The sequence below is a fragment of the Pseudomonas sp. E6002 genome, from assembly GCF_013385565.1.
In the GTDB taxonomy this organism is placed as follows: Bacteria; Pseudomonadota; Gammaproteobacteria; order Pseudomonadales; family Pseudomonadaceae; genus Aquipseudomonas.
On the sequence record NZ_JACAPT010000038.1, the window covers coordinates 1 to 25705 of the forward strand.

The window sequence follows — 25705 nt, forward strand, 5'->3', positions numbered from 1 at the left end:
AGAGCGGAACCAATAGCAGCCCTGACCGAATAACGGATATGCACACACCACAAGCGAGCAAAAAAAAGCCCCGCGACCGAATGACGGCACGGGGCTAAAAATTGGCTGGATGCGACCAACCAAAGGAGCTCTTTAAGTCAAATCACTTGGCACTGGCAATCGTGGTACTCGGCTGCCACCCACCGCCCAACGCCTTGTAGATCGCGACGATCCCACGATACAGATCCACTTCGGCCTGAGCCTGGGAGTCCTCGGCGGCCAAACGCTCACGCTGCGCGTCCAGCAACACCAGGAAGTCCACCGTCCCTTCGCGGTAACGAATCTCCGCCAGATCCGCAGCAGCCCGGCTCGACTCACTCTGACGAATCAGCGAGACCAACCGCTGCTGGCGTTTGCCGTAATCACTGAAGGCATTCTCCGATTCTTCCAGCGCCAGCAACACCTGCTGCTCATAAGTCGCCAGGGCGCCATCCGCTTCGGCATCCGCACCACGCAACCTTGCCCGCACACTGCCCAGGTCAAACGCCGCCCAGGTAATGCTCGGACCCAGCGACCAGGCATTCGCCGCCGCCGACCCAATCTGCGAACCCCGCCCAGCGGTAAACCCGAGGAACCCACTGAGGCTCACCCGCGGAAACAGATCAGCCTTGGCCACCCCAATCCGCGCCGTGGCGGCTGCCAACTTACGCTCGGCACTGAGAATGTCCGGACGACGTTGCAGCAGTTGCCCCGGATCACCAATCGGCAACGCCTTGGCAATCGCCGGCAAATCTTTCGGACTCAAATCCACGCTCAACTTGTCCGGCCGCTCACCGAGCAGGGTAGCGATACGATTACGCTCGCGAACTTCCTCGGCCTGCAGCTGCGGCACACTGGCTTCTACAGCCGCCAGACGCGCATCGGCCCGCACCACATCGAGCTGATCGCCCACACCGGCATCCCGCAGGCTGACCGTGATACCGCGTGAGTCTTCCTGGTTCTTCAGGTTGGCCACCGCGATTTTCTCGCGCAGTTGCGCGCCCCGCAGTTGACCGTAAGCGTCCACCAGCTCGGCAATCATCGTCACTTGCAGCTGATACAAGTCAGCTTCGGCAACCTGTTGGTCAGCGTCGCTGGCCTCCAGGTTGCGGCGGATGCGGCCGAACAAGTCCACTTCCCAGGCCATGTCCAGGCCCAGGTCATAACGCTCACTGTTGACGCGTTTGGTGGTCTGGCCCGGAATCTGGCCTTTGCCCACGTCGCTGCTGGCGCGGCTGGTGATCACCGGCATCACGTCATTGGCAGCGTCGTCACGAATCGCCCGGGCTGCCCGCAGGCGGGCAAATGCCACCCGCAGGTCACGGTTACCGTTCAGGGACTGAGTCACCAACTGGTTAAGGGTCGGGTCCTCGAACTGTTGCCACCAGATGCCTTCGAACTTCGCGTGGTCGTACTGCTTGGCGTCGGCGGCGGCCGTTACGTTGGCCGCCTCCAGTGGCTGGGTTTTATAGTCCGGGCCCACGGCACAGGCGCTCAGCGCCAGTACCAGCAAGCTCGGCAAAAATACTTTCACGCTCATTGCTGTGTCTCCAGCTTCAAGGCCTTGGCCGCTTTGCGCGCTTCACCGCGTTCAACAAACCGGCGGATCAGTACATAGAACACTGGCGTCAGCAGCAGACCGAAGAAGGTCACGCCGATCATCCCGGAGAACACCGCCACACCCATGGCATGGCGCATCTCGGCACCGGCACCGCTGGACATCACCAGAGGCACTACACCCATGATGAAGGCGAACGAGGTCATCAGGATCGGCCGCAGACGCAGACGGCAGGCTTCCAGTACCGCAGCGAGCGGATCGAGGCCTTCCTGCTGTTTATCCTTGGCGAACTCGACGATCAGAATCGCGTTCTTACAGGCCAGGCCCACCAGGACGATCAGGCCGATCTGGGTGAAGATGTTGTTGTCGCCGCCAGAGATAATCACCCCGGTGATGGCCGACAGCAGGGTCATCGGTACGATCAGGATCACCGCCAGTGGCAGGCTCCAGCTTTCGTATTGGGCGGCCAGTACCAGGAACGCCAGCAGTACGCAGAGCGGGAACACGAACAGCGCAGTGTTGCCCGAGAGGATTTGCTGATAGGTCAGGTCGGTCCACTCGTAGGTCATGCCGTTGGGCAGTTCGTCTTTCAACAGTTTCTCGATCGCCGCCTGGGCCTGGCCGGAGCTGTAGCCCGGTGCGGCGTTGCCGTTGATCTCGGCGGTGATGAAGCCGTTGTAGTGCATCACGCGGTCCGGGCCCGAGGTGTCGCTGACCTTGATGAAGGTCGCCAGGGGAATCATCTCGCCTTTGTTGTTGCGCACTTTCAGCTGGCCGATCTGGTCTTCATCCTGGCGGAACTGTTGCTCAGCCTGCACGTTGACCTGATAGGTGCGCCCGAAGCGGTTGAAGTCGTTGGCATACAACGAGCCCAGGTAGATCTGCAGGGTGTCGAAGATGTCGCTGATCGCCACGCCGTGGGTCTTGGCCTTTTCGCGGTCGATGGCAGCATCGACCTGGGGCACGTTGACCGTGTAGCTGGTGAACAGGCCGAACAACTCAGGCACGCCACGGCTCTTGGTAATGATGTTCTGCACTTCTTTGTACAGCTCGTCGTAACCCAGGTTGCCACGGTCTTCGACCTGCAGGCGGAACCCGCCGATCGTACCCAGGCCCTGTACCGGCGGCGGTGGGAAGATCGCCATGTAGGCTTCCTGGATGCTGCTGTACTTGCCGTTCAGTGCACCGGCAATCGCACCGGCAGACAGGCTCGGGTCTTTACGCTCATCGAACGGCTTCAAGGTCACGAACACGATGCCGTTGTTCGGGCTGTTGGTAAAACCGTTGATCGACAAGCCGGGGAAGGCGATCGCGCTTTCCACGCCGGGCTGTTTCATGGCGATGTCGGACATGCGCTTGATCACGTCTTCGGTACGGTCCAGGCTCGCGGCGTCCGGCAATTGCGCGAAGGCCACCAGGTATTGCTTGTCCTGGGCCGGTACGAAACCGGTCGGCGTGTGGGCAAAGCCCATCCAGGTCAGGACCATCAGGCCGGCGTACAGGAACAGCGCGATACCACTGCCGCGGATCACCCGGCGTACCGTGCCGACGTAACCATGGCTGGCCTTGTCGAAGAAGCGGTTGAACGGTTTGAACAACCAGCCGCCCAGCATCCTGTCGAGGAACCTGGAGAACCCGTCTTTCGGAGCGTTGTGGCCTTTGAGCAATACCGCTGCCAGTGCGGGCGACAGGGTCAGCGAGTTGAACGCCGAGATCACGGTCGAGATCGCAATGGTCAAGGCGAACTGCTTGTAGAACTGGCCGGTCAAGCCGCTGATAAATGCCGCTGGAATGAACACCGCACACAGCACCAGCGCGGTCGCGATGATCGGGCCGGTTACTTCGCTCATGGCCTTTTCAGTGGCCGGGAACGGTTCCAGGCCCAATTCGATGTTCCGTTCGACGTTCTCCACCACCACGATGGCGTCGTCCACCACGATACCGATCGCCAACACCAGCCCGAACAGCGACAGCGCGTTGAGCGAGAAGCCAAACAGGTGCATCACCGCAAAGGTACCGATCAACGATACCGGCACCGCCACCAATGGAATGATCGACGCACGCCAGGTCTGCAGGAACAGGATCACCACCAGCACCACCAGGATCAGTGCTTCAAACAGGGTGTGAACCACGGCCTCGATGGAGCCACGTACGAAAACGGTAGGGTCATAGGCGATGCGGTAATCCATGCCCTCCGGGAAGCTCTGTTTCAGCTCCGCCATCTTGGCGCGCACTTCATTGGAGATGTCGATTGCGTTGGAGCCCGGGCGCTGGAAGATCGGGATCGCCACGGCCGGCTGGTTGTCGATCAACGAGCGCAGGGCGTACTGGCTGGAACCCAGCTCAACCCGTGCGATGTCCTTCAAACGCGTGATTTCGCCGTTGGCGCCGGCACGGATGACGATATTCTCGAACTCTTCCTCAGTGACCAGTCGGCCCTGGGTGTTGACCGACAGCTGGAAGCTGGTGTCATTCGGCGCAGGTTGCGCGCCCAAGGCACCGGCCGCCACCTGGCGGTTCTGTTCGCGAATGGCCGTCACCACGTCGGTGGCGGTCAGGTTGCGCGAGGCGGTCTTGTTCGGGTCCAGCCACACACGCAGGGAGTAATCGCCCATGCCGAACAGCTGCACATCACCCACGCCGCCCAGCCGTGCCAGCTCATCCTTGATATTGAGGATCGCGTAGTTGGACAGGTAGAGCATGTTGTAGCGCTGGTCGGGGGAGGTGATGTGCACCACCATGGTCAGGTCGGGAGAGGCCTTGTCCACGGTAATACCGATGCGCGTCACTTCCTCGGGCAGTTTGGGCTGAGTCCGGGTTACCCGGTTCTGCACCTGTACCTGCGCGTTATCCAGGTCGGTGCCCAGGGCGAAGGTGATGGTCAGGGTCAGCTTGCCGTCGGCGGTTGATTGCGAGGACATGTACAGCATGTTCTCGACGCCGGTGATGGCTTGCTCCAGAGGCGCGGCCACGGTTTCACCGATGACCTTGGGGTTGGCGCCCGGGAAGTTGGCACGGACCACGACGGTCGGCGGCACCACTTCCGGGTATTCACTGATCGGTAGCTGGAACAGTGAAATCGCGCCGGCGATCAGGATCAACAGCGACAGCACCGCTGCGAAGATCGGCCGCGAAATGAAGAACTTGGAAAAATTCATCTTGAGTCGTATCCCTTAACCGCGTGGAGTCGCGACACTGGCGAGCTTGGGCGCGGCTTTATCCGGCGCCACTTGCTCCAGGTTGCTGGCTTCAAGCGCTTGTCGTTGTTGTGCCAAGGCGGCGAGGGTTTCCTTGCTGGCCATCGGGATGGTTTCCGGTGCAACCGGCGACCCCGGGCGAACGCGCTGCAAACCCTTGACGATGATCGTGTCGTCCTTGGTCAGGCCGCTGCGCACGATGCGCAAACCTTCGATCTTCGGACCCAGCTCCACCGCGCGGTAGGCAGGCTTGTCGCCGTCCATCACCAGTACGAACTTCTTGCCCAGGTCGGTGCCCACGGCTTCGTCGCTGATCAGCACGGCGGAGTAGGTGCCACTGCCTACCAGCTTCAGGCGCGCATACAGGCCTGGGGTGTATTCGCCCTTGCTGTTATCAAACACGGCGCGACCACGAATGGTGCCGGTGGCCGGGTTGACCTGGTTGTCGACGAAGTTCATCTGGCCCAGGTGCGGGTTGCCGTCTTCATTGGACAGGCCCAGGTACACCGGGGTAGTCGCGCCACGGCGACCCTGGCGCGCGAGTTCGGTGTACTTGAGGTACACACGTTCATCGGCGTCGAAGTAGGCGTAGACCTTGTCGGTGGACACCACGCTGGTCAGCGCGGTGACATCGGCGGTCACCAGGTTGCCGGCGGTGATCTCGGCACGGCTGACGCGGCCGCTGATGGGCGAGCTGACACGGGTGAAGCTCAGGTTCAGCTTGGCCAGGTCCAACTGCGCCTGGATGCCGGCGACAGTCGCATGGGCTTCCTGGGCGGCGGTGGTGCGCGAGTCGGCCAGCTCGGCGGAGATCGCATTGCTCTGGCGCAGGCGTTCGCCGCGCTGGGCTTCGTTATCGCTGCGGGTGGCGGCGGCCTTGGTTTGTGCGAGTTGTGCTTCGAGGCGGCGCACCTCAGCCTGGAATGGGCGTGGGTCGATCTGGAACAACAGGTCGCCTTTCTTGACCAAGGCACCTTCGGTGAAGGCGACCTGATCGATCTGGCCCGACACGCGCGGACGGATCTGCACGGTTTCCGGCGCTTCGAGCCGGCCGGTGAATTCGTCCCACTCATTGACCGGTTGTTCCAGCACCTTGGCCACGCTGACGTGGCTTGGTGGCATGGCGGCTGCCTGTTCGGGCGCTTTGCCGCAGGCGCTCATCACCATCACGGCCAAAATGGCCAAGGGATAGCGCAAATGTTTGAGTGACTGTTCCATGAGGTGCATCCGCCAATGTATTTAAGATGGGCGGATCATGCTCGGCAGGGTGCTATCTCACGAATCGAATGAAACAAAGGTAACTATCATTCGGAATGATATAAGCGTAAAGCCAGCCCTCTAGCATGGGGCTTTCGTTAGGGAGCTATCAATGCTGTTGATGACAAAGGACTGTTGCGCAAGATGCAAGGAACAGCGCGCCGCATAAATTGTCGGGCGTGTCTGCTATTCAAATGTACAGAGCGCCGGGTTGGTTGCCGTGCATTCGTTGCCTGACCATGCGCTGCCCAGAGGCCTGGCATTGAGCTGGTTTTTCAGGGTCATGCTTACCGGTTCATGGTTCTGATCCAGGTAGTGGCATGCCACAGACGACTGGCCCTGGCTGCTTTGGATCACCGCCTTTTCAAAGTGGACCTGGTGCAGGTCCTTCTGCTCTGTCATCGGGTTTTGCCCGGTCCATTGCCGACCGTCCGGGCCGGACGCGGTGTAGGCGACCACTTCCCCGGTCGGCGTCTTTTTGTACGTATCTTTAAGGGCATGGGTGGGCGGGCAGGCGCCAGTGCCAGCGTAGACGTTGCCCATCAACGCCATCAGGGCAATCACGAGGGCTGAGGTTTTCCTGAGCTGCCTGTTCATCACGCGTGCTCCTGGTCTGGAGTAACTGTGAGGTAAAGACTAGCCCAAACAGGCAACGCCGGAAGGTGCTAAATCCACACGTCGTTGATTGCCGTGCGCTCGCCACCCTCGCTGCCGGTGTTCAGCACGCCGCAGGGTTCGATCAACAGCAACTTCACCTCACCCAATGCGTGCGGCTTGTGCTCGACGCCCTTGGGCACCACGTACATTTCCCCTTGGCCGATGGTCACCGCGCCGTCGCGGAAGTCGATGCGCAGGGTGCCTTCGAGGACGATAAAGGTTTCATCGGTGTCGGCATGGTCGTGCCAGATGAAGTCACCTTCAATCTTCACCACCTTGAACTGGTAGTCGTTCATCTGCGCGACGACCTTGGGCGCCCATTGCTCGCTGAACAGGGCGTATTTCTCGGCGAAGCTGATCGAGGCGTAATTCGTCGAAGCGTGGGAGGCGGGCATTTTAGGTTCCAGGGTTTCAGGACATTGGAGCCTTAAGTTAGGCCTAACGGCTGGCCGGATATTGAATGATCGTGCAGCGACAGCTCATCCACTATCCGCTCGATCAACACCCTGACACGGCGCGGTTGAACCCGTGTCGGCGGATAGATGATGTTCAGCGCGGTACTACCCAAATCATAGTCAGCCAGCAGCTCGACCAATCGCCCGGCCTCAAGGTCGGCGCGCACGTCCCACACCGATTTCAGGCAAATGCCATGGCCCGCCAGGCACCACTGGCGTACCAGCGCACCGTCGTTCGCCACCCGCCGGCCCTGGACTAGCACCCGATGGGCGTGCCCGTGCCGCTTGAAGGTCCATTCCCGCGAAATATTGATGCCGAAGCGCATCACCAGGCACTCGTGGCGCGCCAGATCCTCGGGGTGTCGGGGCGTACCATTGAGCGCCAGGTAGTGGGGTGACGCACACAGCACGCGACGGTTTTCGCCAATCGGCCTGGCATGCAGGGTGCTGTCCGCCAGCTCGCCGTAGCGCACCGCGAAATCGATGCCCTGGCTCACCGGATCGGCGTAGCCGTCGCTCAGGTTCAGGTCAATGCTGATCTCGGGATGCTCCAGCATGAATGCGGCGAGGATCGGTTCGATGTATTGGCGCCCGAGGTCTTCCGGGGCGCTGAGGCGAATCGGCCCGGACAGGGTGTGGGTGCCATGGCGAATGCTGCTGTGCAGCTCGTTGGCCTCTGCCAGCAAGCGGCGGGCGCCTTCCACCAGCAAGCGGCCTTCGTCCGTCAGGTTGATCGCCCGGGTGGTGCGGTTGAGCAGGCTGGCGCCATAGAAACCCTCCAACTGCGCGAGCCTTTCCGAGACAGAGGCGGGTGACAGTCCCAGCTCTCTACCCGCTGCCGACAACCCGCCTTTTTCCACAATCAGCAAAAACAACTCAAGGTTCTTCAGCAGCATTGTTCGGTATTTCCGAAAGTGGTTTTTGATTTCGACTCAATTATCAAGTTAAGCCAAAAGAACTAGTTTTGCATCCATCGTTAACCATCGGAGTGACTGACATGTCATCCAATTCTTCGAAAATGCCCATCCAGGTCTGGGTGCTGACCCTGGCGGCTTTCGCCATCGGCACCGCCGAGTTCGTGATTGCCGGATTACTGACCCAGGTCTCCCACAGCTTGAACATCAGCGAAGGGCAGGCTGGCAGCCTGATTACCGCCTACGCGCTGGCCATCGTGGTCGGAGGCCCGGTGCTGACCATCTGGCTCTCGCGCTACGAAAAACGCACGGTGCTGTGGTTGTTGATGGCGGTGTTCGTCGGCGCCAACGTAATGACTGCCCTCAGCAGCGACTACAGCGTGTTGCTGGTCAGCCGGGCGATTGCCGGGCTGACCCAGGGGCCGTTCTACGGGATCGGCGCGGTGGTCGCGACGCGCCTGGTGGCCAGCGGCATGGAAGGCCGCGCCGTCGGCCAGATGTTTGCCGGGCTGACGTTGGCCAACGTGCTGGGCGTTCCCGCCGGCTCGTGGATTGGCAATCAATATGGCTGGAGCACCGCATTCCTGATAGTCGCCGCGTTGGGCGTGCTCGCGTTGCTGGCAATCATTGTGTCGATCAAGCGCCAGGGCACCGAGCAGTCAGTGTCGTTGATCAACCAGTTGGCGGTGTTCCGTAACCGCAACCTGCTGGCCAGTCTGATGTTCACGGTGCTCGGCTGGGCCGGGTTCATGGCCTTTTATGGCTATATCGCGCCGATCGCCGAACAGGTGGCCGGGTTTGATTCGACGATGCTGACCGCTGTGCTGGTCGTGGTCGGCATTGGCCTGGTAGTCGGCAACAGTCTCGGGGCGCGTACCGCAGACGCCAACTTGCGCTTTTCGCTGATGTTCTGGCCGGCGGCGATGATCGTGACACTGATCGCCGCAGGCCTTGTGGCGCCCTACAAGTGGCCGTTCCTGGTGACCGCGTTCCTCTTCGGTATCGCCTCGTTCGCCAACGTGCCATCCATGCAAATGCGCGTGATGAAGCACGGCGGCAAGGCCCCGGAGCTGGCTGCCACGGCGAATATCTCGGCCTTCAACCTGGCCAACGCCCTGGGCGGCATCATCGGCGGCATCGTGGTGGACAGCCACTGGGGCGCGGCGGCGATTCCGTTTGCGGCTGCGGCGATTCCATTGCTCGGTGTGCTGTTCATTGTTTCCCAGGAAGGCGCGGGTAAAGCCACCCGGCCTGCAGCGATTGCCTGATCCCCTGAATTCAGTATGAGGTGAACCAACATGGACAAAACCGATAACCCGCATCGTCGTACTTTCCTCGCCCAGGCCGGCGCAGGTGCTGCTGTTCTGGCCGCAGGATCGCTGCTCGGCCCGGCCGCTGCCAAAGCTGCGGTGACAGGGCCGGGCAACGCTGCCCCCGCGGCGACTGCCGGCAAGGCAATCGGGCGTTTCTGGCCAGGGGACACCCGGCTGGTGGTTTCCATTTCCATGCAATTCGAGGCAGGCGGCCAACCGCTCAAGGGCACTGACAGTCCGTTTCCCCACGTGGATTTTCCCGACAGTGTTCCGGAGGATGTGGCCACCAATACCTGGTTTGCCTATGGCTACCGTGAAGGTATTCCGCGGATGCTTGATCTCTGGGACCGGCATGGGGTGAAAGTCACCTGCCACATGATCGGCGACGCCGTAAAGCGCAACCCAGCGCTGGCCCGGGAGATCGTCGCCCGTGGGCACGAAGCCTCGGGGCATGGCCCGCACTGGAGCTCGCAATTTGCCATGAGCCGGGATGAAGAGCGCACTTTCCTGCGCCAGGCCGCGAGCATGTTGCAGGACGTCACCGGTCAGCCGGTCACCGGCTACAACTGCAACTGGCTGCGGCGCGGGCCCAATACCTTGTCGTTGTTGCAGGAGCTGGGCTACGTCTATCACATTGATGATGTGAGTCGCGATGAGCCGTTTATCGAGCAGGTCAATGGCAAGGACTTTGTCGTGGTCCCGTATACCCTGCGCAACAACGACATCGTGTTGATTGAGGGGCGCAATTACTCGCCCTCGAAATTCCTTCAACAGGTCAAGCTGGAGTTCGACCAGCTCTACCTGGAAGCCGGAAGCCGACGCCGCATGATGGCGATCAGTGCCCACGATCGCATCAGCGGTACGCCGCAAATGGTCAGGGTCTGGGACGAGTTTCTGCGGTACGCCAACAGCCATCCCGGCGTGGCGTTCATGCGCAAGGACGCCATCGCTCAATACACCTTGAAAAGCCCCCTCAGCCTCAGGGAAAGCGAAACCATCTGAGTTCGTTCTCTTCGCCTTTAAAGGATGTGCCCGTATGCAACGTTCCATTCCCCTTATCGCCGCCGGATTCCTGGCCCTGACCCTCTCCGGCGTGGCGTTTGCCACCACCGAACTGGTGACGCCGGGTGTCCTGGTGGTGGACAAGAGCCTGACCGCCGCGCAACTGAAGATCATGGAAACTGTCGCCCGGCGTTACGACACTTTCTGGAATACCGGTGACGAGAGCCTGGCCCGTGAAGCGCTGGCGCTCAACTTCATCGATAAAACACCGCCCGCCGGGCGCAAACAAGGGCCGGAGGGACCGCTGCTGGCCTCCCGTGCGTTTCGCGGCGCGGTGCCGGACCTGAGCTGTGAAGTAGAGCAAATGATCATTGCCGGCGACCGCGTGGTGGCACATTTGCATTTTCGCGGGCACTTCACCGGTTCCTTTGGTCAGATCAAGGGCACTGGGCAGGTCGTAGACTTTATTGCCACCGACATTTACCAGATCGGCAAGGGCAAGATCGTCGCCAACTGGCACATCGAAGACAACCTGACGCTGATGAAGCAGTTGGGTGCGCTCTGACGGGAGGGCTCTGCACATGACCGTTCACTACCTTGATCACTTCACGCTCCGCACGGAGCATGTCGACGCGACGGTGAGTTTCTATCGTGACGCCCTCGGCCTGGAGGAGGGCTGGCGCCCGGCGTTTCCTTTTCCGGGCAGTTGGCTTTATTCAGCAGGTCGCCCGCTGCTGCATATCGCCAGCCTGCAGGGCAGCGCCGCGCAGCTTGAAACGTATCTTGGGGTGCGTGCTGCCGGCGACGGCTCAAGTGCGCTCGATCACATTGCATTGCGCTGCAATGACCTTGAAACTCACCGGCAACGCCTGCACACGCTAGGGCTGCCTTTTACCGAGCGGGTGGTGCCGGAGCTGTTCGAGCACCAATTGTTTGTCGAAGACCCCAACGGGATCAGGGTCGAGCTGATCTTTGCTTACCCGGCGGCCTGAGGTGGCTGGCCGGATTTCCCGGCCAACTGTTGGCTGGGCAACAGCAGTCGGACAGTTGTGGTTTGGGCGGGACAGCGCAACGTCATCCAATGTTTTCATCTGCTTGATTTTATTCGAAATAATTTATGGCATGGGCTCTGCAATGCACACAGGTGAACCCTTTCACCCGTTGCTCAGCGGAGCCCTGTATGCCTTGCACCTTTTTCTCGCGTTCACGTTACATCTTGCTCGGCGCAGCGTTGTTGCTGGGCCACGCCGCCGTGTCCCAGGCCGCCGAGGGCGATGACGCGGTGCCGTCCCTGGCCGGCAAGCGCATTGCCGTGAGCATGACCGGCACCAGTCACTACTTCGATATCAAGGCCTTCCAGGCCCAGGTCGATGAGATCAAGCGCCTCGGCGGCACGCCGATCACCCTGGATGCAGGGCGCAATGACAAGAACCTGGTGACCCAACTGCAAACCGTGGTCACCCAGAAACCCGATGCGGTGATCCAGACCCTCGGCACCCTGAGCGTGATCGACCCGTGGCTCAAGCGCATCAGCAAGGCCGGCATCCCGCTGTTCACCATCGACGCACCTTCGCAGTACAGCCTCAACAACACCACCTCGGATAATGTCGCCACCGGCAAGGCCCTGGCCGATCAGTTGATCAAGGATGCCGGCGGCAAGGGCAAGATCCTGGTGTTCAACGGCTTTTACGGCGTGCCGGTGTGCGCGATTCGCTACGACCAGTTGAAGCTGGCGCTCAAGGATCACCCGCAACTGGAAATCATCGAGCCGGAGCTGCGGGATGTGATCCCCAACACCGTGCAGGATGCCTATTCCCAGGTGTCCGCATTGCTCAACAAGTACCCGGCCGGCAGTGTCTCGGCGATCTGGGCGGCGTGGGACATTCCGCAACTGGGGGCAAGCAAGGCGTTGATCGACGCCAAGCGCACCGAGATCAAGACCTACGGCGTGGACGGTACGCCGGAGGTGCTGGAGCTGCTCGGCCAGGCCAATTCGCCGGTGGGCGCGGTAGTCGCCCAGCAACCGGCGCTGATCGGCAAGACTGCTGTGCAGAACGTGGCCCGCTACCTGGCCGGGCAGCGTGACCTGCCCAAGGAAACCCATGTGCCGACGCTGCTGACCACCGCCGCCAACCTGGCGCAGGTCCAGCAACTGCGGGGTGATTGATGGCCGCGTTGCACTTGCAGCACCTGCGCAAACGCTTCGGCGCCACCCTGGCGCTGGAGGATGCGAGCCTGAAGGTCGAGCGCGGCACCATTCACGGCCTGGTGGGCGAGAACGGTGCCGGCAAGTCGACCTTGATCAAGGTCCTGGCGGGGATCCACAAAGCGGACTCGGGGCAGGTGAGCATTGACGGCCAGCCGTATGCCGCACTGTCGCCGCGCCAGGTGGACGCGCTGGGCGTGCAGTTCATCCATCAGGAGCGGCTGTTGCCGGCGAGTTTTACCGTGGGCGAGGCGTTGTTTTTCGGCCATGAATTACGCCGTGGTCCGTTTGTCGACCGGCGCCGGCAGCAGCGCGAGGCAGAACGTTTGCTGGCGGAATATTTTGAGCTGCAACTGCCCGCCGACGCGTTGGTAGGCGAGCTGAACAGCGCCGAGCGCCAGGTGCTGCAAATCACCCGGGCGTTGACTCGCAAGCCGAAGATCCTGGTGTTCGACGAGCCCAGCGTGGCGCTGGTCAAGCGCGAAGTCGACCAGCTGCTGCGGATCGTCAAGCGCCTGCGGGACCAGGGTTTGTCGATTCTCTACATCTCCCATTACCTGCAGGAAATCGACAGCCTGTGCGATGAAGTGACGGTGTTGCGCAATGGTCGAGATGTGGCCGTGGTAGAGCCACGGCACACCTCCAGCGCGCAGATTGCGCGGTTGATGGTCAACCGCGAGGTCCAGGAGATGTACCCCAAGGCGCAGGTCGAGCTCGGCGAACCATTGCTGCAGGTGCGCGGCCTGAACCTGGCCCGGCGCTACCGGCAGATCGACCTGGAATTGCGTCGGGGCGAGATCGTCGGCCTCACCGGGCTGGTCGGGTCGGGCGCCAAGGACCTGCTCAAGACCCTGTTCGGTGTGGTGCGCGCCGACAGCGGCAGCATTCATCTGGAGGGGCGTTTGTTGCGCCTGCGTTCACCCGGAGAAGCCATTGCCCAAGGGATTGCACTGGTGCCGGAAGAACGCCGCAGCCAGGGGATTTCACCGCTGCTGTCGGTGCTGGAAAACCTCACGCTCGCCGGGCTTGGGCGTTTCAGTCGCTGGGGGGTACTGAGCCAGCGTAAGGAGCAGGCCGAAAGCCTGCGGCTGATCGACGAGTTGGCGATCAAGACGCCGGGCCCGCAGGCTGCCGTCAGCCAGCTCAGCGGCGGCAACCAGCAGAAAGTCGCCCTGGGCAAATGGCTGAGCCGGCGCTCGGCGGTGTACCTGTTGGACGAACCGTGCGTAGGTGTGGACGTCGGCGCCAAGGTCGAGATTTATCGCGTGATCGGGCGGCTGGTGGAAGAGGGCGCAGCGGTGCTGGTGCTGTCTTCGGATTTGCCCGAACTGCTGGGGATCTGCGACCGCATCCTGGTGCTGCATCGCGGTGAAATAGCCGGGGAGTTCCATGCCGGTGAGGCGGACAGTGATCAACTGTTGGCGTGTGCCACGGGTGCGGTGCAGTCCACAGTGGCTGTGCAGGTGAAACAGGAGGTGGCGCATGTCCCTGCTTGAAGCTGCTACTCCTGGCTTGTCTCAACGGTTATGGGTACTGCTGTTGCGGCGCGGCTCGGTGGGCGTATTCCTCGCGATTTTGCTGGGCTTTGCCGTCGCCGCGCCGAACTTCTTTTCAGTCGGCAATATCGCGAATGTGTTCAGCCAGTCGGCGATCCTCGGCGTACTTGCCTTCGGCCTGACCTGCGTGATTATCGGCGGCGGCTCCAACGTGGTGGCCGGCGGGCTTGATCTGTCGCTGGCAGCCAATTTGGGCTTGTGTGCGGCCGTGTTCAGTCGACTCAACAACGCAGGCCTCGACCTGTGGGCAAGCCTGCTGCTGACCTTGGGTTGCGGCCTGGCGGTGGGCCTGCTCAATGGCCTGGCCGTGGTGGTGCTGCGCTTGCCACCGTTGCTCGCAACGCTGGCAAGCATGAATGTACTGGCCGGGCTGGAGCTGGTCCTCACCGAAAACACCGTGGTCTCGACTGACTCACCGTTGCTCGACCTGCTCAGTGGCGGGACCTGGCTGGGCGTGCCGGCACTCGCCTGGGTGTTGCTGGTGACGGCCTTTGTGTTGACGCTGCTGATCCAGCACACCGCCTATGGGCTGCGCCTGCATGCCGTCGGCGAGTACCCGCACGCTGCCGAGGCCGCCGGGATTCGAGTGCCGGCCTACGTACTCTCCAGTTATTTGCTGTCTGGGTTGTGTGCCGCGGTGGCGGCTTTGTGTTCAGCGGCATTTTTCAGCGGCAGCACCACCGGCTCCGGTGACATGCTGTTGTCGGTGGTCGCCATAGCCTTTCTTGGCGTGGTGTTTTCCCGGCGACTGGTGGCAAGCATCCCCGGCACCTTGCTCGCGACGCTGTTGATCGGCTTTTTGATCAACGGGTTTCAGTTGCTCAACGTATCGAGCTTCTGGGTCAACGGTGTCCAGGGCGTGCTGATTCTGCTGGTGGTCGCCGCTTCCAGCGCATTGAACCGGGGAGAACATTCATGAGTCAGGTATCCATCCTGCAAGCCCATGGCGGCTGGCGTTCGCTGTTGCCCCTGACGTTGCCGCTGGTGTTCGTGGCCATCGTGGTGGTGTTTGCCTGGCAGGCCCCGGGGTTTCTCAGTGGCGGCAACCTGAAAAGCCTGGTGCTGAATAACTTCGTGCTGCTGGCGATTGTTGCGATCGGCATGACCTATGCGGTGGCGGCCGGTGGCATCGATCTGTCGGTAGGCACCGCGCTGGATTTCGCCAGCTTCAGCTTCGTGGTGTTGCTTAACGCCGGGCACGGGCTGGGTGTGGCGATTGCCGGTGCGTTGGCCGCCGGGCTGCTGGTAGGACTGTTCAATGCCGGCTTGATCGCGGGGCTGCGGATCAGCCCGTTCCTGGCCACCCTCGGCACCTTGTTTATCGGCACCAGTGCCCAGCAACTGCTCTCGGACGGCGGCCAGCCAATTTATATCGCCCAGGGTTTCAAGCTGGAACTGGCGAGCTTCAGCCCTTTGGGCGTGCCCTTGCCGCTGTTGATCGTGCTGGTATTGGCCGTGGTCTACGGCCTGTTGCTGGCCCGTGGACGCCTGGGGCGCGAACTGCTAGCCCAGGGTACCCAGCCGCTGCTGGCGTATTACTCGGGGTTGTCGGTGCGGCGCATCGTCACCACCACGGTGCTGGCGGCGGCGCTGGTGTGCGCGGTGGCGGGGATCCTGCTCAGTTCGACGGTGAGCGCCTACGTGCCGCTGTCGGGCAATGCGTTCCTGCTGAATGCGATTGGTGCGGTGTTTATCGGCACCACATTGAACCGCCAGGGCCGCGCGAATATTCCGGGCACGTTGCTGGGGGTGCTGTTCATCAACGTCATCGCCAATGGCTTGCTGTTGATCGGCTGGAACTTCTACTGGCAGCAGGTGGCAACCGGCGTGCTGATTTTTATCGTGCTGGCCTTCAGTTTTGTCAGCCGCAGGATTGCGCAGAACACCTGAGGCTCGGCGCCCCAGGTGCGGGCCTGCCCTTTACTTTTCCCAGTCGGCCTTGGCAATCAACAGGCCATGGTTGCCGTTATAGGCGGCGCGCTCGGGTTGTTTCCAGCCCTCCAGCAGCGCGTCGTCGAGGCGGTAGATTTCCACCCCCAGCGGACGGCAGACCTTCAACGGGTCTTCCGCATCCGGGCCCCACATCGGCAGCGACAGGTCGCCACCGGGGCAGGTGGAGAGGGCACACAGCAGGTCGATTTCGGCGAAGAACTCCAGATAGTCGCCCTGCTTGGCCGGGCAGGCTTTCATGAAGTACATGTCGTCGTGATTGAGGCCGGTGCACTGGAAAATGTTCAGCACGTCGTGCACGTCGAACTCGGTCAGGCCATGGGGCAGCACGGCGCGGGTCAGGTTGGAGTGGCAGTGGTGGTGGAAGTCTTCGCCCGTGAGCATCTTGTTCACGTAAGGGTCGCAGCGCGTGCCCAGCAAGTCATGCAGGCGCCCGCCGTGTTCGTCGATGCCATAGTCGGCCAGGCTGTCGTCGGTGATGGTGACCATCGGCCGCAAAAACGGCAGGTTCGACCACAGGCGGTCGTAGGTGGTGACGTGCGCGCCTTGCAGCTGGCGGGTGCGTGCCGCCCACATGCGTTCGCGGGGGTCGTTGGCGCTCCACACGTTGAAGTCGCCGACCTGCGGGCCAACCGGCGTGGTCACGCGGAACACATGGCCTGCCGGTACTTTCCAGGCGCGGCCGGTGCGGATCGGCACTTCGAATTGCTCGATCAGGGTGCGCCCGTCCCGGGACTCGCGCACGCGGTCATAGAAGGCTTTGTCGACCTGCAAGGCAGCGCCTTTGCTGACTTGGTAGGCCGCTGGGTAGTCCTTGTACATGGTGGGTCCTCGCTTCAGGGTTTTGGAATGCTGCTCAGGATGTCCAGCAGCAGCGATTCGGAGTCATTGAGGTAGCTGGCCAGGGCTTCGCCGGCGGCTTGCTTGTGGCCGTCAACCAGCAAGTCGTGAATCTGCCGGTCGCGCTCCAGCCAGGGCTTCTGGAAGGTTTCCTCGCTGGGCGCGTTGGAAAACACCAGGCGCATCTGGGCTGCAATATGGGTAAAAAACTCGTCCAGCAACGGGCTGCGCATCAGCCCGACAATATGTTGGTGAAAGCGCAGGCTGTGGGTGCCGAAGGCTTGCCAGTTCTCGCGGTCCTGGGCCAGCTGCGCGGCCTCGATGGACTCCAGCATCAGGTCGGACTGGTATTCGCGCAGCGGCTTGCTGGCGGCGATGGCCTGCAGCTCCAGGGTGCGTCGCACCTTGAAGATGTCACGCACTTCCTCTACCCCCAGGCGGCGCACGATCACGCCTTTGTTGCGCACGTAGCTGGTCAGGCCTTCGCGGCCCAGGTGGTGCAAGGCTTCACGCACCGTGTTGCGCGAGGCGTTGTAGGCGTTCACCAGTTCGCTTTCCACCAGCGGCATGCCGGGCAGCAGGCGGCCGCCGATGATGTCTTCGCGCAGTTCGATGGCAACCTGGTCGGCCAGCGACAGGCTGGGTTCCTTGGCTTGGCTCACGTCGGGGGCTCCTTGGGCTCACGCCAGTTGGACGTCTTTGAGGAACTTGGTCATGCGTTCACTGCGTTGCTCGAGCATGTCACGCGGTGCGGCGTCCTGGATAATCTCGCCGCCTTCCATGAACACCACACGATCGGAAAGCTTGAACGCGAAGTTCATTTCATGGGTGACGATGACCATGGTCATGCCCTCGCGAGCCAATTCCTCGATTACCCCCAGTACGTCGCCCACCAGTTCCGGGTCGAGGGCTGAGGTGGGTTCATCGAACAGCATCACCGAAGGCCGCATCGCCAGGGCGCGGGCAATCGCCACCCGTTGCTGTTGCCCGCCGGATAGCTGGTGCGGGTATTTGCCGGCGTGCTCCAGCATGCCGACCTTGCGCAACAGGGCCAGGCTCAACAGGCGCAGTTCTTCGCCGCTACCATGGGCATGGTAGACCGGCGCGAGCATCACGTTCTCAAGGGCGGTTTTATGCGGGAACAGGTTGAACCCCTGGAACACCATGCCGACATGCACGATGCCGCGCATATGCACCTTGTGCCCCAGCGCGCCTTGCGGCTCCTGGCTGCCACGCAGGAACGGCTGGCCTTGCAGGGTGATTTCGCCACGGTCGAGGCTTTCGAGGCCGTTCATGGTACGAATCAGCGTAGTCTTGCCCGAGCCTGACGGGCCGATGATCGACACCACCTCGCCCCAGCGCACATTCAGTTCGACGCCCTTGAGCACTTCCAGCTCGCCATAGGCCTTGCGCACCCCGCGAGCCTGCAAGGCAAACTCACCGGGCTCGGCCTGGCCGGGGGCACGACGCGTCGCCACTTGGTCGAGCACGGCGGGGGCGATGGCCTTGGGTTTGCGCCGGGTCACGTCCAGGTGGTTCTCCAGCACCCGCAACAACCAACTGAACACCGTCACGATGAACACGTAATAGAACGCCACGGCTAGCATGGTCTCCATCACCAGGAAGTTCTGGGTGTAGAGTTGTTGGCCCACCAGCAGGATTTCCGAAAGCGAAATCACCGACACCAGCGAGGTGAGTTTGACGATGGTGATGTATTCGTTGGCCAGTGTCGGCAACGCAACCCGCAGCGCCTGCGGCACCACAATCAACCGCTGCACGCCGCGATAACCCACGCCCAGCGCCTTGCCGGCTTCGCGCTGCCCCTTGACCACCGCCAGCAGGCCGCCCCGATGGATCTCGGCGATGTAGGCCGCCTCACTCAGCACCAGGGCGATCAGGCCCGCGGAGTAGGGGTTGGACAACACCACGCTGGTGGACGGAAACACCTGCGGCAGGTTGTAGACGAAGATCAACAGCACCAGCAACGGCAGGCTGCGGAAGAACCAGATGTAGACGCCAGCGGAGTCCCGCAGCCAGCGGCGCTCCGACTGCCGCGCCAGGGCCAGGAAAAAACCCAGCACAATGCCCAGCAGCCAGGTTTCCAGGCTCAGTTCGACCACGGTGCCGACGGCTCGCCAGAAGTCGCCGTTCCATAACAAGCCCAGGGTGTAGTGCCAATCGAATTGCATAAAGGTGCTCCGCGTTTCAGTTACCCAGTGCCGCACTGATCTCGGCGCCGTTCGGCTCGGCCAGGTTGTAGCGCGCCAGCAGCTTGCCGTAGCTGCCGTCCTGCTTGATCTGGCTCAGGGCGCCGGTCAGCGCCTGGAGCAGTGCCGGGTTTTCCTTGCGCACGGCCAGGCCGACCACCACCGGGTAGATCAACTCGCTGGAGCTGATCACGGTTTTGCCTTGCAGTTTTTCCACGGTGATCTTGGCAACCGCCGCGTCTTCCATCTGCACGTCCACCGCCTGGGCGAGCAGGGCCTGGGCGGCTTCCGGAGACGTCGGGAACTCACGCGACTCGATCGCCGGCTTGCCCGCAGGAAGGCAGTAGTCCGCCGAAACCTTGTTCAGCTTTGGCACCCACGACGCGCCCTTGATCGACCCGACGCGCTTGCCGCACAGGTCTTCCGGGCGCTGGGGCTTGAAGTCGCCGGTGCTGAGCACCATCAGCGAAGAACCGGTCTTCAGGTAGCTGAGGAAATCCACCTGTTTGGCGCGCTCGGGGGTGACGTACAGCGCCGAGGCCACCACGTCGAAACGCCGGGCGTTGACGCCGAGGATCAGGTTGGCGAAACGGGTGTCGAGAAAACGTGGTTTGAGCCCCAGTTGCTTGCCCATCAGTTGCATGAACTCCGGGTCGAAACCGGCCGGGGTCTTTTGCTCAAGATAGGTGTAAGGCGGGTAGGTGAGGTCGGAGCCGATCGACAGCTCGCCTTGTTTGAGGGTGCCCTTGATCTCTGCAGCCGACAGCAGCGGCGTCACGCACGCCAGGGTGATCGCTAGCGCCAATGTGCGCAGGGTGTTCTTGCCCGTCAGACCTTTTTGCATGTTCGTCGCCTCGGTTGCTGAATGCAGGGAAATTTGGATTGTTCAACAATCCTGTAATAGTGGGTAAGCGGTTATCGTGCCAAGTGGTGGAAATGAAGGTCTTTTGCTCAGTTTTTACGAGCGTGGGAGCGTTTTTTTGCAAGCACGCACACCAAATCAGTGCGATTCGTTACCGAGCGCTACGTTGTGGGGCGGGAATATTGCGGGGCATCACACGCGCACTTATTGATAAAGTGCCGCTACGAAACCCTGAGTGAACAGCAATGACGTCGACCTCCCAACGCCGCTCAACCCTGATTGCCTTGTTGGTCGCCGTCACCTTCTTCATGGAAAACCTGGACGCCACAGTGATCGCCACCGCGTTGCCGGACATCGCCAAAACCTTCGGCGTGGGCGCGGTGGACGTGAACATCGGTATGAGCGCCTACATGCTCGCCGTCGCGGTGTTCATTCCCATCAGCGGCTGGCTGGCCGACCGCTTTGGCTCGCGGCGGGTATTCGGTTGGGCAATCGTGCTGTTCAGCCTGTCGTCACTGCTGTGCGGGTGGAGCGACAGCCTGCAGACCTTCGTCGCCGCGCGCGTGTTGCAGGGCATCAGCGGCGCGATGATGGTGCCGGTGGGGCGCCTGGCGGTGCTGCGGGCTACCGAGAAAAAAGACCTGGTGCGGGCGATCTCATTCATCACCTGGCCCGGCCTGGTGGCGCCGATACTCGGGCCGCCGGTGGGCGGGTTTATCGTTACCCACGCGTCCTGGCCGTGGATTTTCTACCTCAACCTGCCGCTGGGCCTGCTGGCGCTGATTGCCACGCTGGTACTGATCCCCAAACACGACGAGGTCACGTCCCGCTCATTCGATTTCAGCGGCTTCCTGCTGGTGGGTGTCGCCAGCGCGGCGCTGTTGTACGGCGTGGAACTGCTCGGGCAAAGCCGTGGCAGCTTGTTGCAGGGCCTGTTACTCAGCGCTGCAGGCGTGATGCTCGGTGCCTTTGCCTGGCGCCATATGCGCCGGCATGCCCAACCATTGCTGGCGCTGGGTGTGGTGAGTGTGCGCACGTTCAGTGTGTGCCTGTGCGGCGGGTCGATTTTCCGGGTGGCCATCAGCACCTTGCCGTTCCTGCTGCCGCTGATGTTTCAACTGGCGTTCGGCCTTTCTGCATTCGATGCGGGGTTGCTGGTGCTCGCGGTATTTGCCGGCAACCTGGCGATGAAGCCGTTCACCACGGCGGTGATGCAGCGCTGGGGCTTTCGCTCGGTGCTGATGATCAACGGCATCCTTGGCGTGCTCGCGATTGCGGCCTGTGCGCTGCTGGACGAGCGCATGAGCTGGGCGCTGATCCTGTTCATTCTGTTCGTGGGTGGCCTGTCACGCTCCATGCAGTTCACCTTGTTCAACACCCTGGGGTTCGCTGATATACCCAAGGCGCAGATGAGCGACGCCTCAACCTTGTTCAGCATGTTCTTCCAGCTGAGCATGGCCATGGGCGTGGCGATTGGCGCGCTGTTGTTACGTTTTGCCATGAATTTTCACGGCAATACCGGGCAGGCCGCCACCGCCGATTTCCAGCTGACTTTTCTTCTAGTGGCGGTGATCGCCGGCGTGGCGCTGCTGGATAACCTGCGGCTGCCGCCCCAGGCCGGTGAGTCGGTTTTGCAGCGAAAGTGAACCCACGATACCTTCGGGGTATGAAGCAACACCTATTGAATATTGGACGGCTTGCGTCCCCCGCATCACTCTGCGGTGAAGTACATACGCAGGGCCCATAACAATAAAAGGCGCAACCATGACCGTGCTATTGAGTGAGCGCAGCCAGATTTTCGACCGTGCAGATGCCTATGCCGTGTCCGACTACGTCAACCAGCATGTCGGCAGCCACTGCATCCGCCTGCCGCCCAAGGGCCGCCCGCAGGCAAGCATCAGCCACCGGACCTTTTCCAGCCTGGACCTGTGCCGCATCAGCTACGGCGCGCCGGTGCGGGTGACCTCGGTGGCGCTGGAAACCATCTACCACCTGCAGATCCTGCTGCACGGCCACTGCCGCTCGAGCTCCCGTGGCGAAGAGCAGGTGTTGGGCCCCGGCGAAGTGCTGCTGATCAACCCGGATGACCCGGTAGACCTGACCTATTCCGCCGACTGCGAAAAATTCATCGTCAAGGTGCCCGTGCGCCTGCTGGAAAACGCCTGCCTTGAGCAGCACTGGACGTTGCCGCAGCCGGGCATCCGTTTTGCGGCGCCGCGCCACGCACTTGCCGAAATGGGTGGGTTCCTGCAATTGCTGGGGCTGATCTGCCATGAGGCCGAAAACGCTGCCGAACCCGAAGTGCAGGGCCTGTACGAGCGCATTGTGGCGAACAAGCTGTTGGCGCTGCTGGCCAGCAACGTCCTGCGGGTGATTCCGCGACCGGATCAGGGTGGGGGCTTTGAAGCCGTGCGTCAGTTCATCGAGGAGCACCTGGCCGACGACATCAGCGTCGAACAACTGATGGCCATCGCCAGGGTCAGCGAGCGTTCGTTGTATACCTTGTTTGAACGCCAGGTCGGCCTGTCACCCCGTGACTACATGCGCCAGCGCAAGCTGGAGCGGGTGCACGCCATGCTGCAACTGGCCACGGCGCGCAGCGTGACGGAGGTGGCGCTGGATCATGGGTTTGTGCATTTGGGGCGGTTCTCCGAGGCCTATCGCAAACGCTTTGGCGAGCTGCCTTCGCAAACCTGGAAGCGCCGGCTCGCGCCAGGCGGATAACGAATTGCAGTCAGCGGATATTGAGGGGTAGGGCAAGCACATAAGGTGGGGGGGCCTGATACAAGAACAACCGAGGGCCTACCCCATGATCAGCACATTCGACCGACTCGCCCGACAATTGCGCGACTCCGTCCAGGAAGATCCCGCCACCGGGGTGTTCCGCTGCCGCCGCGACATCTTCACCGACCCCGACCTGTTTGCCCTGGAAATGAAGCACATTTTCGAAGGCGGTTGGGTCTACCTGGCGCACGAAAGCCAGGTGCCGGAGATCAACGACTACTTCACCACCTGGATCGGCCGCCAGCCCGTGGTCATCACCCGCGACAAACACGGCACGCTGCACGGCCTGGTCAACGCCTGCGCCCACCGTGGCGCGATGCTCTGCCGCCGTAAACAAGGCAACAAAGGCTCGTTTACCTGCCCTTTCCACGGCTGGACCTTCAGCAACGCCGGCAAGCTGCTCAAAGTGAAGGACGCCAAGACCGGCGCCTACCCCGACAGCTTCGACTGTGACGGCTCCCACGACTTGAAACGCCTTGGCCGCTTCGAAAACTATCGCGGCTTCCTGTTCGGCAGCCTCAGCGAGACGGTCCCGGAGCTGAGCGACTACCTGGGTGAGACCCGGGTGATCATCGACCAGATGGTCGACCAGGCCCCGCTGGGGCTGGAGGTGCTGCGGGGCAGTTCGTCATATGTGTATGACGGCAACTGGAAGCTGCAGATCGAAAACGGCGCCGACGGTTATCACGTCAGCTCCGTGCACTGGAACTACTCGGCGACCATGGGCCGGCGCAATTACGAAGCCGAAGGCACGCGCACCGTGGATGCCAATGGCTGGTCGAAAAGCCTGGGCGGCGTGTACGCCTACGAGCATGGCCATATCCTGCTGTGGACGCGCCTGCTCAACCCCGAAGTGCGTCCGGTGCATGCCCATCGCGAGGCGCTGGCCGAGCGCCTGGGCCAGGAACGCGCCGATTTTATCATCGACCAAACCCGCAACCTGTGCCTCTACCCGAATGTGTACCTGATGGACCAGTTCTCCACGCAGATCCGCGTGGTACGGCCAATCGCGGTCGACAAGACCGAAGTCACGATCTATTGCATGGCGCCCAAGGGCGAAAGTGCCGAGGAACGCACCACGCGCATCCGCCAGTACGAAGATTTCTTCAACGTCAGCGGCATGGGTACACCGGACGACCTGGAAGAATTCCGCGCCTGCCAGACCGGCTACCAGGGCGCGACCACCTTGTGGAATGACCTCAGCCGCGGCGCCAAACAGTGGGTCGAAGGCCCTGACGAAAACGCCCGGGCCATGGGCATGAATCCGCAGCTCAGTGGCGTCAAGACCGAGGACGAAGGCCTGTTCGTGCGCCAGCACGCCCACTGGGCCCAGAGCCTGCAACGCGCTATCGAACGGGAGCAGCAAGGCTTGATCGCGACGGACAAGGAGGTGCTGGCATGAGTGCTTCCCGTGACCGCCTGCTGGACTTTCTGTACCGCGAAGCCCGCCTGCTGGATGACCGCCAGTGGGATGAGTGGCTCGAATGCTATTCACCCAAGGTCGAGTACTGGATGCCGGCCTGGGACGACCACGATACGCTGACCGAAGACCCCCAGAGCGAAATCTCGCTGATCTATTACCCCAGCCGCGACGGCCTGGAAGACCGGGTGTTCCGGATCAAGACCGAGCGCTCCAGCGCCAGCACCCCGGAGCCGCGCACCGCGCACCTGATCACCAACCTCGAAGTGCTGGCCGACGACGGGCAGCACGTGGAGTTGCGTTTCAACTGGCAAACCCTCAGCCATCGCTACAAGACCACGGATACGTACTTCGGTACCTCGTTCTATCGCCTCGACATCCGCGCCGAACAGCCGCTGATCACGCGCAAGAAGGTGGTGCTGAAAAACGACTACATCCATCAGGTCATCGATATCTACCACATCTGAGGACACGCCCATGACGTACTCCATTGCCCTGAACTTCGAGGACGGGGTAACCCGTTTCATCGACTGCAAGGTGGGTGAAAAGGTCCTCGACGCGGCCTTTCGCCAACGTATCAACCTGCCCATGGACTGCTCCGACGGTGTGTGCGGCACCTGCAAATGCCGCTGTGAAACCGGCGCCTATGATTTGGGCGACGACTACATCGAAGACGCTCTGAGCGAGGATGAAGCCGCTGAGCGCCAGGTGCTCACCTGCCAGATGGTGCCGCAGTCGGACTGCGTGATTGCCGTGCCGGTGCCGTCCGGTGCCTGCAAGACCGGCACCGCGCAATTTGCCGCGACGGTGGCGAGTATTACCCGGCATGCCGATGCAGCGTTGGAAGTCAGCTTCGAATTGGATCAGGCGCCGGTGTTCCTGCCGGGGCAATACGTGAATATCGGCGTGCCCGACAGTGGGCAGACCCGCGCGTATTCCTTCAGCAGTCGCCCCGGCGACAAACGCGCGAGCTTCCTGATCAAGCATGTGCCCGGCGGGTTGATGAGTGGCTGGCTGGAGCGTGCCCAGCCGGGCGACGCGGTGCCGATGACCGGGCCGCTGGGCAGTTTCTACCTGCGCGAAGTGGCGCGGCCACTGCTGTTGCTGGCAGGTGGTACGGGGCTTGCGCCGTTCCTGTCGATGCTTGAAGTGTTGGCCGAGCGCGAGGAAACCCGGCCGGTCACGCTGATCTACGGCGTGACGCGGGACCAGGACCTGGTGATGGTCGAGGCGCTGGAGGCGTTCGCCCAACGCCTGCCCAACTTCGGTTTTGTCACCTGCGTGGCCGACCCCCAGACCGCTCACCCCCGGCAGGGGTATGTCACCCAGCACATGGCCGCTGACGTGCTGAACGATGGCGACGTGGATGTGTACCTGTGCGGGCCGCCACCGATGGTCGACGCGGTACGCCAGCACTTCAAGAACCAGGGCGTCACCCCCGCCAGCTTCCACTACGAGAAGTTCACCCCCAACGCCATCGTCACCGGCGACGCCGCCTGAGGAATCCCC

Annotated in this window: 23 protein-coding genes; 13 read left to right on the forward strand and 10 right to left on the reverse strand. The window is 62.0% G+C overall.

Annotated elements, in window-relative coordinates; all coding sequences use genetic code 11:
* Positions 1-142: 142 nt before the first annotated feature.
* The 6 genes from HX815_RS27310 to HX815_RS27335 form a co-directional block, all read right to left on the reverse strand.
* Positions 143-1558, reverse strand: coding sequence for an efflux transporter outer membrane subunit (locus tag HX815_RS27310; protein WP_102604616.1), 1416 nt, complete (start codon positions 1556-1558; stop codon positions 143-145).
* Positions 1555-4734: an efflux RND transporter permease subunit gene (locus tag HX815_RS27315; protein ID WP_003210869.1), complete on the reverse strand. Its 3180-nt coding sequence runs from the start codon at positions 4732-4734 to the stop codon at positions 1555-1557. The genes HX815_RS27310 and HX815_RS27315 overlap by 4 nt, the downstream gene beginning before the upstream one ends.
* Before the next feature lie 15 nt (positions 4735-4749).
* On the reverse strand, positions 4750-5991 hold the full coding sequence (gene mexE, locus HX815_RS27320) for a multidrug efflux RND transporter periplasmic adaptor subunit MexE (protein WP_003210867.1): 1242 nt from the start codon (positions 5989-5991) through the stop codon (positions 4750-4752).
* Positions 5992-6216: 225 nt separating this feature from the next.
* The gene (locus tag HX815_RS27325) at positions 6217-6627 is read right to left on the reverse strand and encodes a DUF3757 domain-containing protein (protein ID WP_177029210.1); all 411 of its coding nucleotides are present in this window, start codon (positions 6625-6627) and stop codon (positions 6217-6219) included.
* 68 nt (positions 6628-6695) lie between these two features.
* Positions 6696-7082 (reverse strand): cupin domain-containing protein, encoded by a 387-nt coding sequence (locus HX815_RS27330; protein WP_177029211.1) that lies wholly within the window; start codon positions 7080-7082, stop codon positions 6696-6698.
* Between the two features lie 32 nt (positions 7083-7114).
* The gene (locus tag HX815_RS27335) at positions 7115-8038 is read right to left on the reverse strand and encodes a LysR family transcriptional regulator (protein WP_177009927.1); all 924 of its coding nucleotides are present in this window, start codon (positions 8036-8038) and stop codon (positions 7115-7117) included.
* 101 nt (positions 8039-8139) lie between these two features.
* Between HX815_RS27335 and HX815_RS27340 the strand changes: the two genes are divergently transcribed.
* The 8 genes from HX815_RS27340 (at position 8140) to HX815_RS27375 (ending at position 16023) form a co-directional block, all read left to right on the forward strand.
* Positions 8140-9324 carry an MFS transporter gene (locus HX815_RS27340; protein WP_177009928.1) on the forward strand — a complete coding sequence of 395 codons (1185 nt, stop codon included), beginning with the start codon at positions 8140-8142 and terminating at the stop codon, positions 9322-9324.
* A gap of 30 nt (positions 9325-9354) precedes the next feature.
* Complete coding sequence (locus tag HX815_RS27345) at positions 9355-10371, forward strand: polysaccharide deacetylase family protein (protein WP_177021733.1); 1017 nt, start codon at positions 9355-9357, stop codon at positions 10369-10371.
* Positions 10372-10405: 34 nt separating this feature from the next.
* Positions 10406-10936: an ester cyclase gene (locus HX815_RS27350; RefSeq protein ID WP_177021732.1), complete on the forward strand. Its 531-nt coding sequence runs from the start codon at positions 10406-10408 to the stop codon at positions 10934-10936.
* A 16-nt stretch (positions 10937-10952) separates the two neighbouring features.
* Complete coding sequence (locus HX815_RS27355; protein WP_177021731.1) at positions 10953-11363, forward strand: VOC family protein; 411 nt, start codon at positions 10953-10955, stop codon at positions 11361-11363.
* A gap of 188 nt (positions 11364-11551) precedes the next feature.
* Entirely contained in the window at positions 11552-12538 is a 987-nt protein-coding gene (locus tag HX815_RS27360) for a sugar ABC transporter substrate-binding protein (RefSeq protein ID WP_003210861.1), read from the forward strand.
* On the forward strand, positions 12538-14073 hold the full coding sequence (locus HX815_RS27365) for a sugar ABC transporter ATP-binding protein (RefSeq protein WP_177029212.1): 1536 nt from the start codon (positions 12538-12540) through the stop codon (positions 14071-14073). The genes HX815_RS27360 and HX815_RS27365 overlap by 1 nt, the downstream gene beginning before the upstream one ends.
* On the forward strand, positions 14060-15052 hold the full coding sequence (locus HX815_RS27370; protein WP_102369138.1) for an ABC transporter permease: 993 nt from the start codon (positions 14060-14062) through the stop codon (positions 15050-15052). The genes HX815_RS27365 and HX815_RS27370 overlap by 14 nt, the downstream gene beginning before the upstream one ends.
* A complete protein-coding gene (locus tag HX815_RS27375; protein WP_177029213.1) occupies positions 15049-16023 on the forward strand; it encodes an ABC transporter permease in 975 nt (324 codons plus the stop codon). The genes HX815_RS27370 and HX815_RS27375 overlap by 4 nt, the downstream gene beginning before the upstream one ends.
* Before the next feature lie 30 nt (positions 16024-16053).
* Here the strand turns inward: HX815_RS27375 and HX815_RS27380 are convergent, their stop codons facing one another.
* Genes HX815_RS27380 through HX815_RS27395 form a run of 4 tightly spaced genes read right to left on the reverse strand, consistent with a single transcriptional unit; the run spans position 16054 to position 19974 of the window.
* The gene (locus HX815_RS27380) at positions 16054-16905 is read right to left on the reverse strand and encodes a DUF1989 domain-containing protein (protein WP_008433843.1); all 852 of its coding nucleotides are present in this window, start codon (positions 16903-16905) and stop codon (positions 16054-16056) included.
* A gap of 14 nt (positions 16906-16919) precedes the next feature.
* A complete protein-coding gene (locus HX815_RS27385; RefSeq protein ID WP_003210850.1) occupies positions 16920-17585 on the reverse strand; it encodes a GntR family transcriptional regulator in 666 nt (221 codons plus the stop codon).
* Between the two features lie 18 nt (positions 17586-17603).
* Entirely contained in the window at positions 17604-19112 is a 1509-nt protein-coding gene (locus HX815_RS27390) for an amino acid ABC transporter permease/ATP-binding protein (protein WP_177029214.1), read from the reverse strand.
* A gap of 16 nt (positions 19113-19128) precedes the next feature.
* The gene (locus HX815_RS27395; RefSeq protein WP_177029215.1) at positions 19129-19974 is read right to left on the reverse strand and encodes an ABC transporter substrate-binding protein; all 846 of its coding nucleotides are present in this window, start codon (positions 19972-19974) and stop codon (positions 19129-19131) included.
* A 263-nt stretch (positions 19975-20237) separates the two neighbouring features.
* Here HX815_RS27395 and HX815_RS27400 point away from each other — a divergent pair, with 263 nt between their 5' ends.
* The 5 genes from HX815_RS27400 to benC all read left to right on the forward strand — a co-directional run bounded on the left by HX815_RS27400 (position 20238) and on the right by benC (position 25696).
* Positions 20238-21638: a DHA2 family efflux MFS transporter permease subunit gene (locus HX815_RS27400; RefSeq protein WP_102604625.1), complete on the forward strand. Its 1401-nt coding sequence runs from the start codon at positions 20238-20240 to the stop codon at positions 21636-21638.
* 118 nt (positions 21639-21756) lie between these two features.
* Positions 21757-22716 carry an AraC family transcriptional regulator gene (locus tag HX815_RS27405; protein ID WP_008433834.1) on the forward strand — a complete coding sequence of 320 codons (960 nt, stop codon included), beginning with the start codon at positions 21757-21759 and terminating at the stop codon, positions 22714-22716.
* 85 nt (positions 22717-22801) lie between these two features.
* The gene (locus HX815_RS27410) at positions 22802-24178 is read left to right on the forward strand and encodes a Rieske 2Fe-2S domain-containing protein (RefSeq protein WP_177029216.1); all 1377 of its coding nucleotides are present in this window, start codon (positions 22802-22804) and stop codon (positions 24176-24178) included.
* Positions 24175-24663, forward strand: coding sequence for a benzoate 1,2-dioxygenase small subunit (gene benB / locus HX815_RS27415; protein WP_008433833.1), 489 nt, complete (start codon positions 24175-24177; stop codon positions 24661-24663). The genes HX815_RS27410 and benB overlap by 4 nt, the downstream gene beginning before the upstream one ends.
* 10 nt (positions 24664-24673) lie before the next feature.
* Positions 24674-25696 (forward strand): benzoate 1,2-dioxygenase electron transfer component BenC, encoded by a 1023-nt coding sequence (benC, locus tag HX815_RS27420; protein WP_008433832.1) that lies wholly within the window; start codon positions 24674-24676, stop codon positions 25694-25696.
* Positions 25697-25705: the final 9 nt, after the last annotated feature.

What these genes read in the sequence shown, in the direction of transcription:
- HX815_RS27310 (WP_102604616.1), bottom strand. Translation starts at nt 1,558, where the DNA reads ATGAGCGTGAAAGTATTTTTGCCGAGCTTGCTGGTACTGGCGCTGAGC.
- HX815_RS27315 (WP_003210869.1), bottom strand. Translation starts at nt 4,734, where the DNA reads ATGAATTTTTCCAAGTTCTTCATTTCGCGGCCGATCTTCGCAGCGGTG.
- mexE (WP_003210867.1), bottom strand. Translation starts at nt 5,991, where the DNA reads ATGGAACAGTCACTCAAACATTTGCGCTATCCCTTGGCCATTTTGGCC.
- HX815_RS27325 (WP_177029210.1), bottom strand. Translation starts at nt 6,627, where the DNA reads ATGAACAGGCAGCTCAGGAAAACCTCAGCCCTCGTGATTGCCCTGATG.
- HX815_RS27330 (WP_177029211.1), bottom strand. Translation starts at nt 7,082, where the DNA reads ATGCCCGCCTCCCACGCTTCGACGAATTACGCCTCGATCAGCTTCGCC.
- HX815_RS27335 (WP_177009927.1), bottom strand. Translation starts at nt 8,038, where the DNA reads ATGCTGCTGAAGAACCTTGAGTTGTTTTTGCTGATTGTGGAAAAAGGC.
- HX815_RS27340 (WP_177009928.1), top strand. Translation starts at nt 8,140, where the DNA reads ATGTCATCCAATTCTTCGAAAATGCCCATCCAGGTCTGGGTGCTGACC.
- HX815_RS27345 (WP_177021733.1), top strand. Translation starts at nt 9,355, where the DNA reads ATGGACAAAACCGATAACCCGCATCGTCGTACTTTCCTCGCCCAGGCC.
- HX815_RS27350 (WP_177021732.1), top strand. Translation starts at nt 10,406, where the DNA reads ATGCAACGTTCCATTCCCCTTATCGCCGCCGGATTCCTGGCCCTGACC.
- HX815_RS27355 (WP_177021731.1), top strand. Translation starts at nt 10,953, where the DNA reads ATGACCGTTCACTACCTTGATCACTTCACGCTCCGCACGGAGCATGTC.
- HX815_RS27360 (WP_003210861.1), top strand. Translation starts at nt 11,552, where the DNA reads ATGCCTTGCACCTTTTTCTCGCGTTCACGTTACATCTTGCTCGGCGCA.
- HX815_RS27365 (WP_177029212.1), top strand. Translation starts at nt 12,538, where the DNA reads ATGGCCGCGTTGCACTTGCAGCACCTGCGCAAACGCTTCGGCGCCACC.
- HX815_RS27370 (WP_102369138.1), top strand. Translation starts at nt 14,060, where the DNA reads ATGTCCCTGCTTGAAGCTGCTACTCCTGGCTTGTCTCAACGGTTATGG.
- HX815_RS27375 (WP_177029213.1), top strand. Translation starts at nt 15,049, where the DNA reads ATGAGTCAGGTATCCATCCTGCAAGCCCATGGCGGCTGGCGTTCGCTG.
- HX815_RS27380 (WP_008433843.1), bottom strand. Translation starts at nt 16,905, where the DNA reads ATGTACAAGGACTACCCAGCGGCCTACCAAGTCAGCAAAGGCGCTGCC.
- HX815_RS27390 (WP_177029214.1), bottom strand. Translation starts at nt 19,112, where the DNA reads ATGCAATTCGATTGGCACTACACCCTGGGCTTGTTATGGAACGGCGAC.
- HX815_RS27395 (WP_177029215.1), bottom strand. Translation starts at nt 19,974, where the DNA reads ATGCAAAAAGGTCTGACGGGCAAGAACACCCTGCGCACATTGGCGCTA.
- HX815_RS27400 (WP_102604625.1), top strand. Translation starts at nt 20,238, where the DNA reads ATGACGTCGACCTCCCAACGCCGCTCAACCCTGATTGCCTTGTTGGTC.
- HX815_RS27405 (WP_008433834.1), top strand. Translation starts at nt 21,757, where the DNA reads ATGACCGTGCTATTGAGTGAGCGCAGCCAGATTTTCGACCGTGCAGAT.
- HX815_RS27410 (WP_177029216.1), top strand. Translation starts at nt 22,802, where the DNA reads ATGATCAGCACATTCGACCGACTCGCCCGACAATTGCGCGACTCCGTC.
- benB (WP_008433833.1), top strand. Translation starts at nt 24,175, where the DNA reads ATGAGTGCTTCCCGTGACCGCCTGCTGGACTTTCTGTACCGCGAAGCC.
- benC (WP_008433832.1), top strand. Translation starts at nt 24,674, where the DNA reads ATGACGTACTCCATTGCCCTGAACTTCGAGGACGGGGTAACCCGTTTC.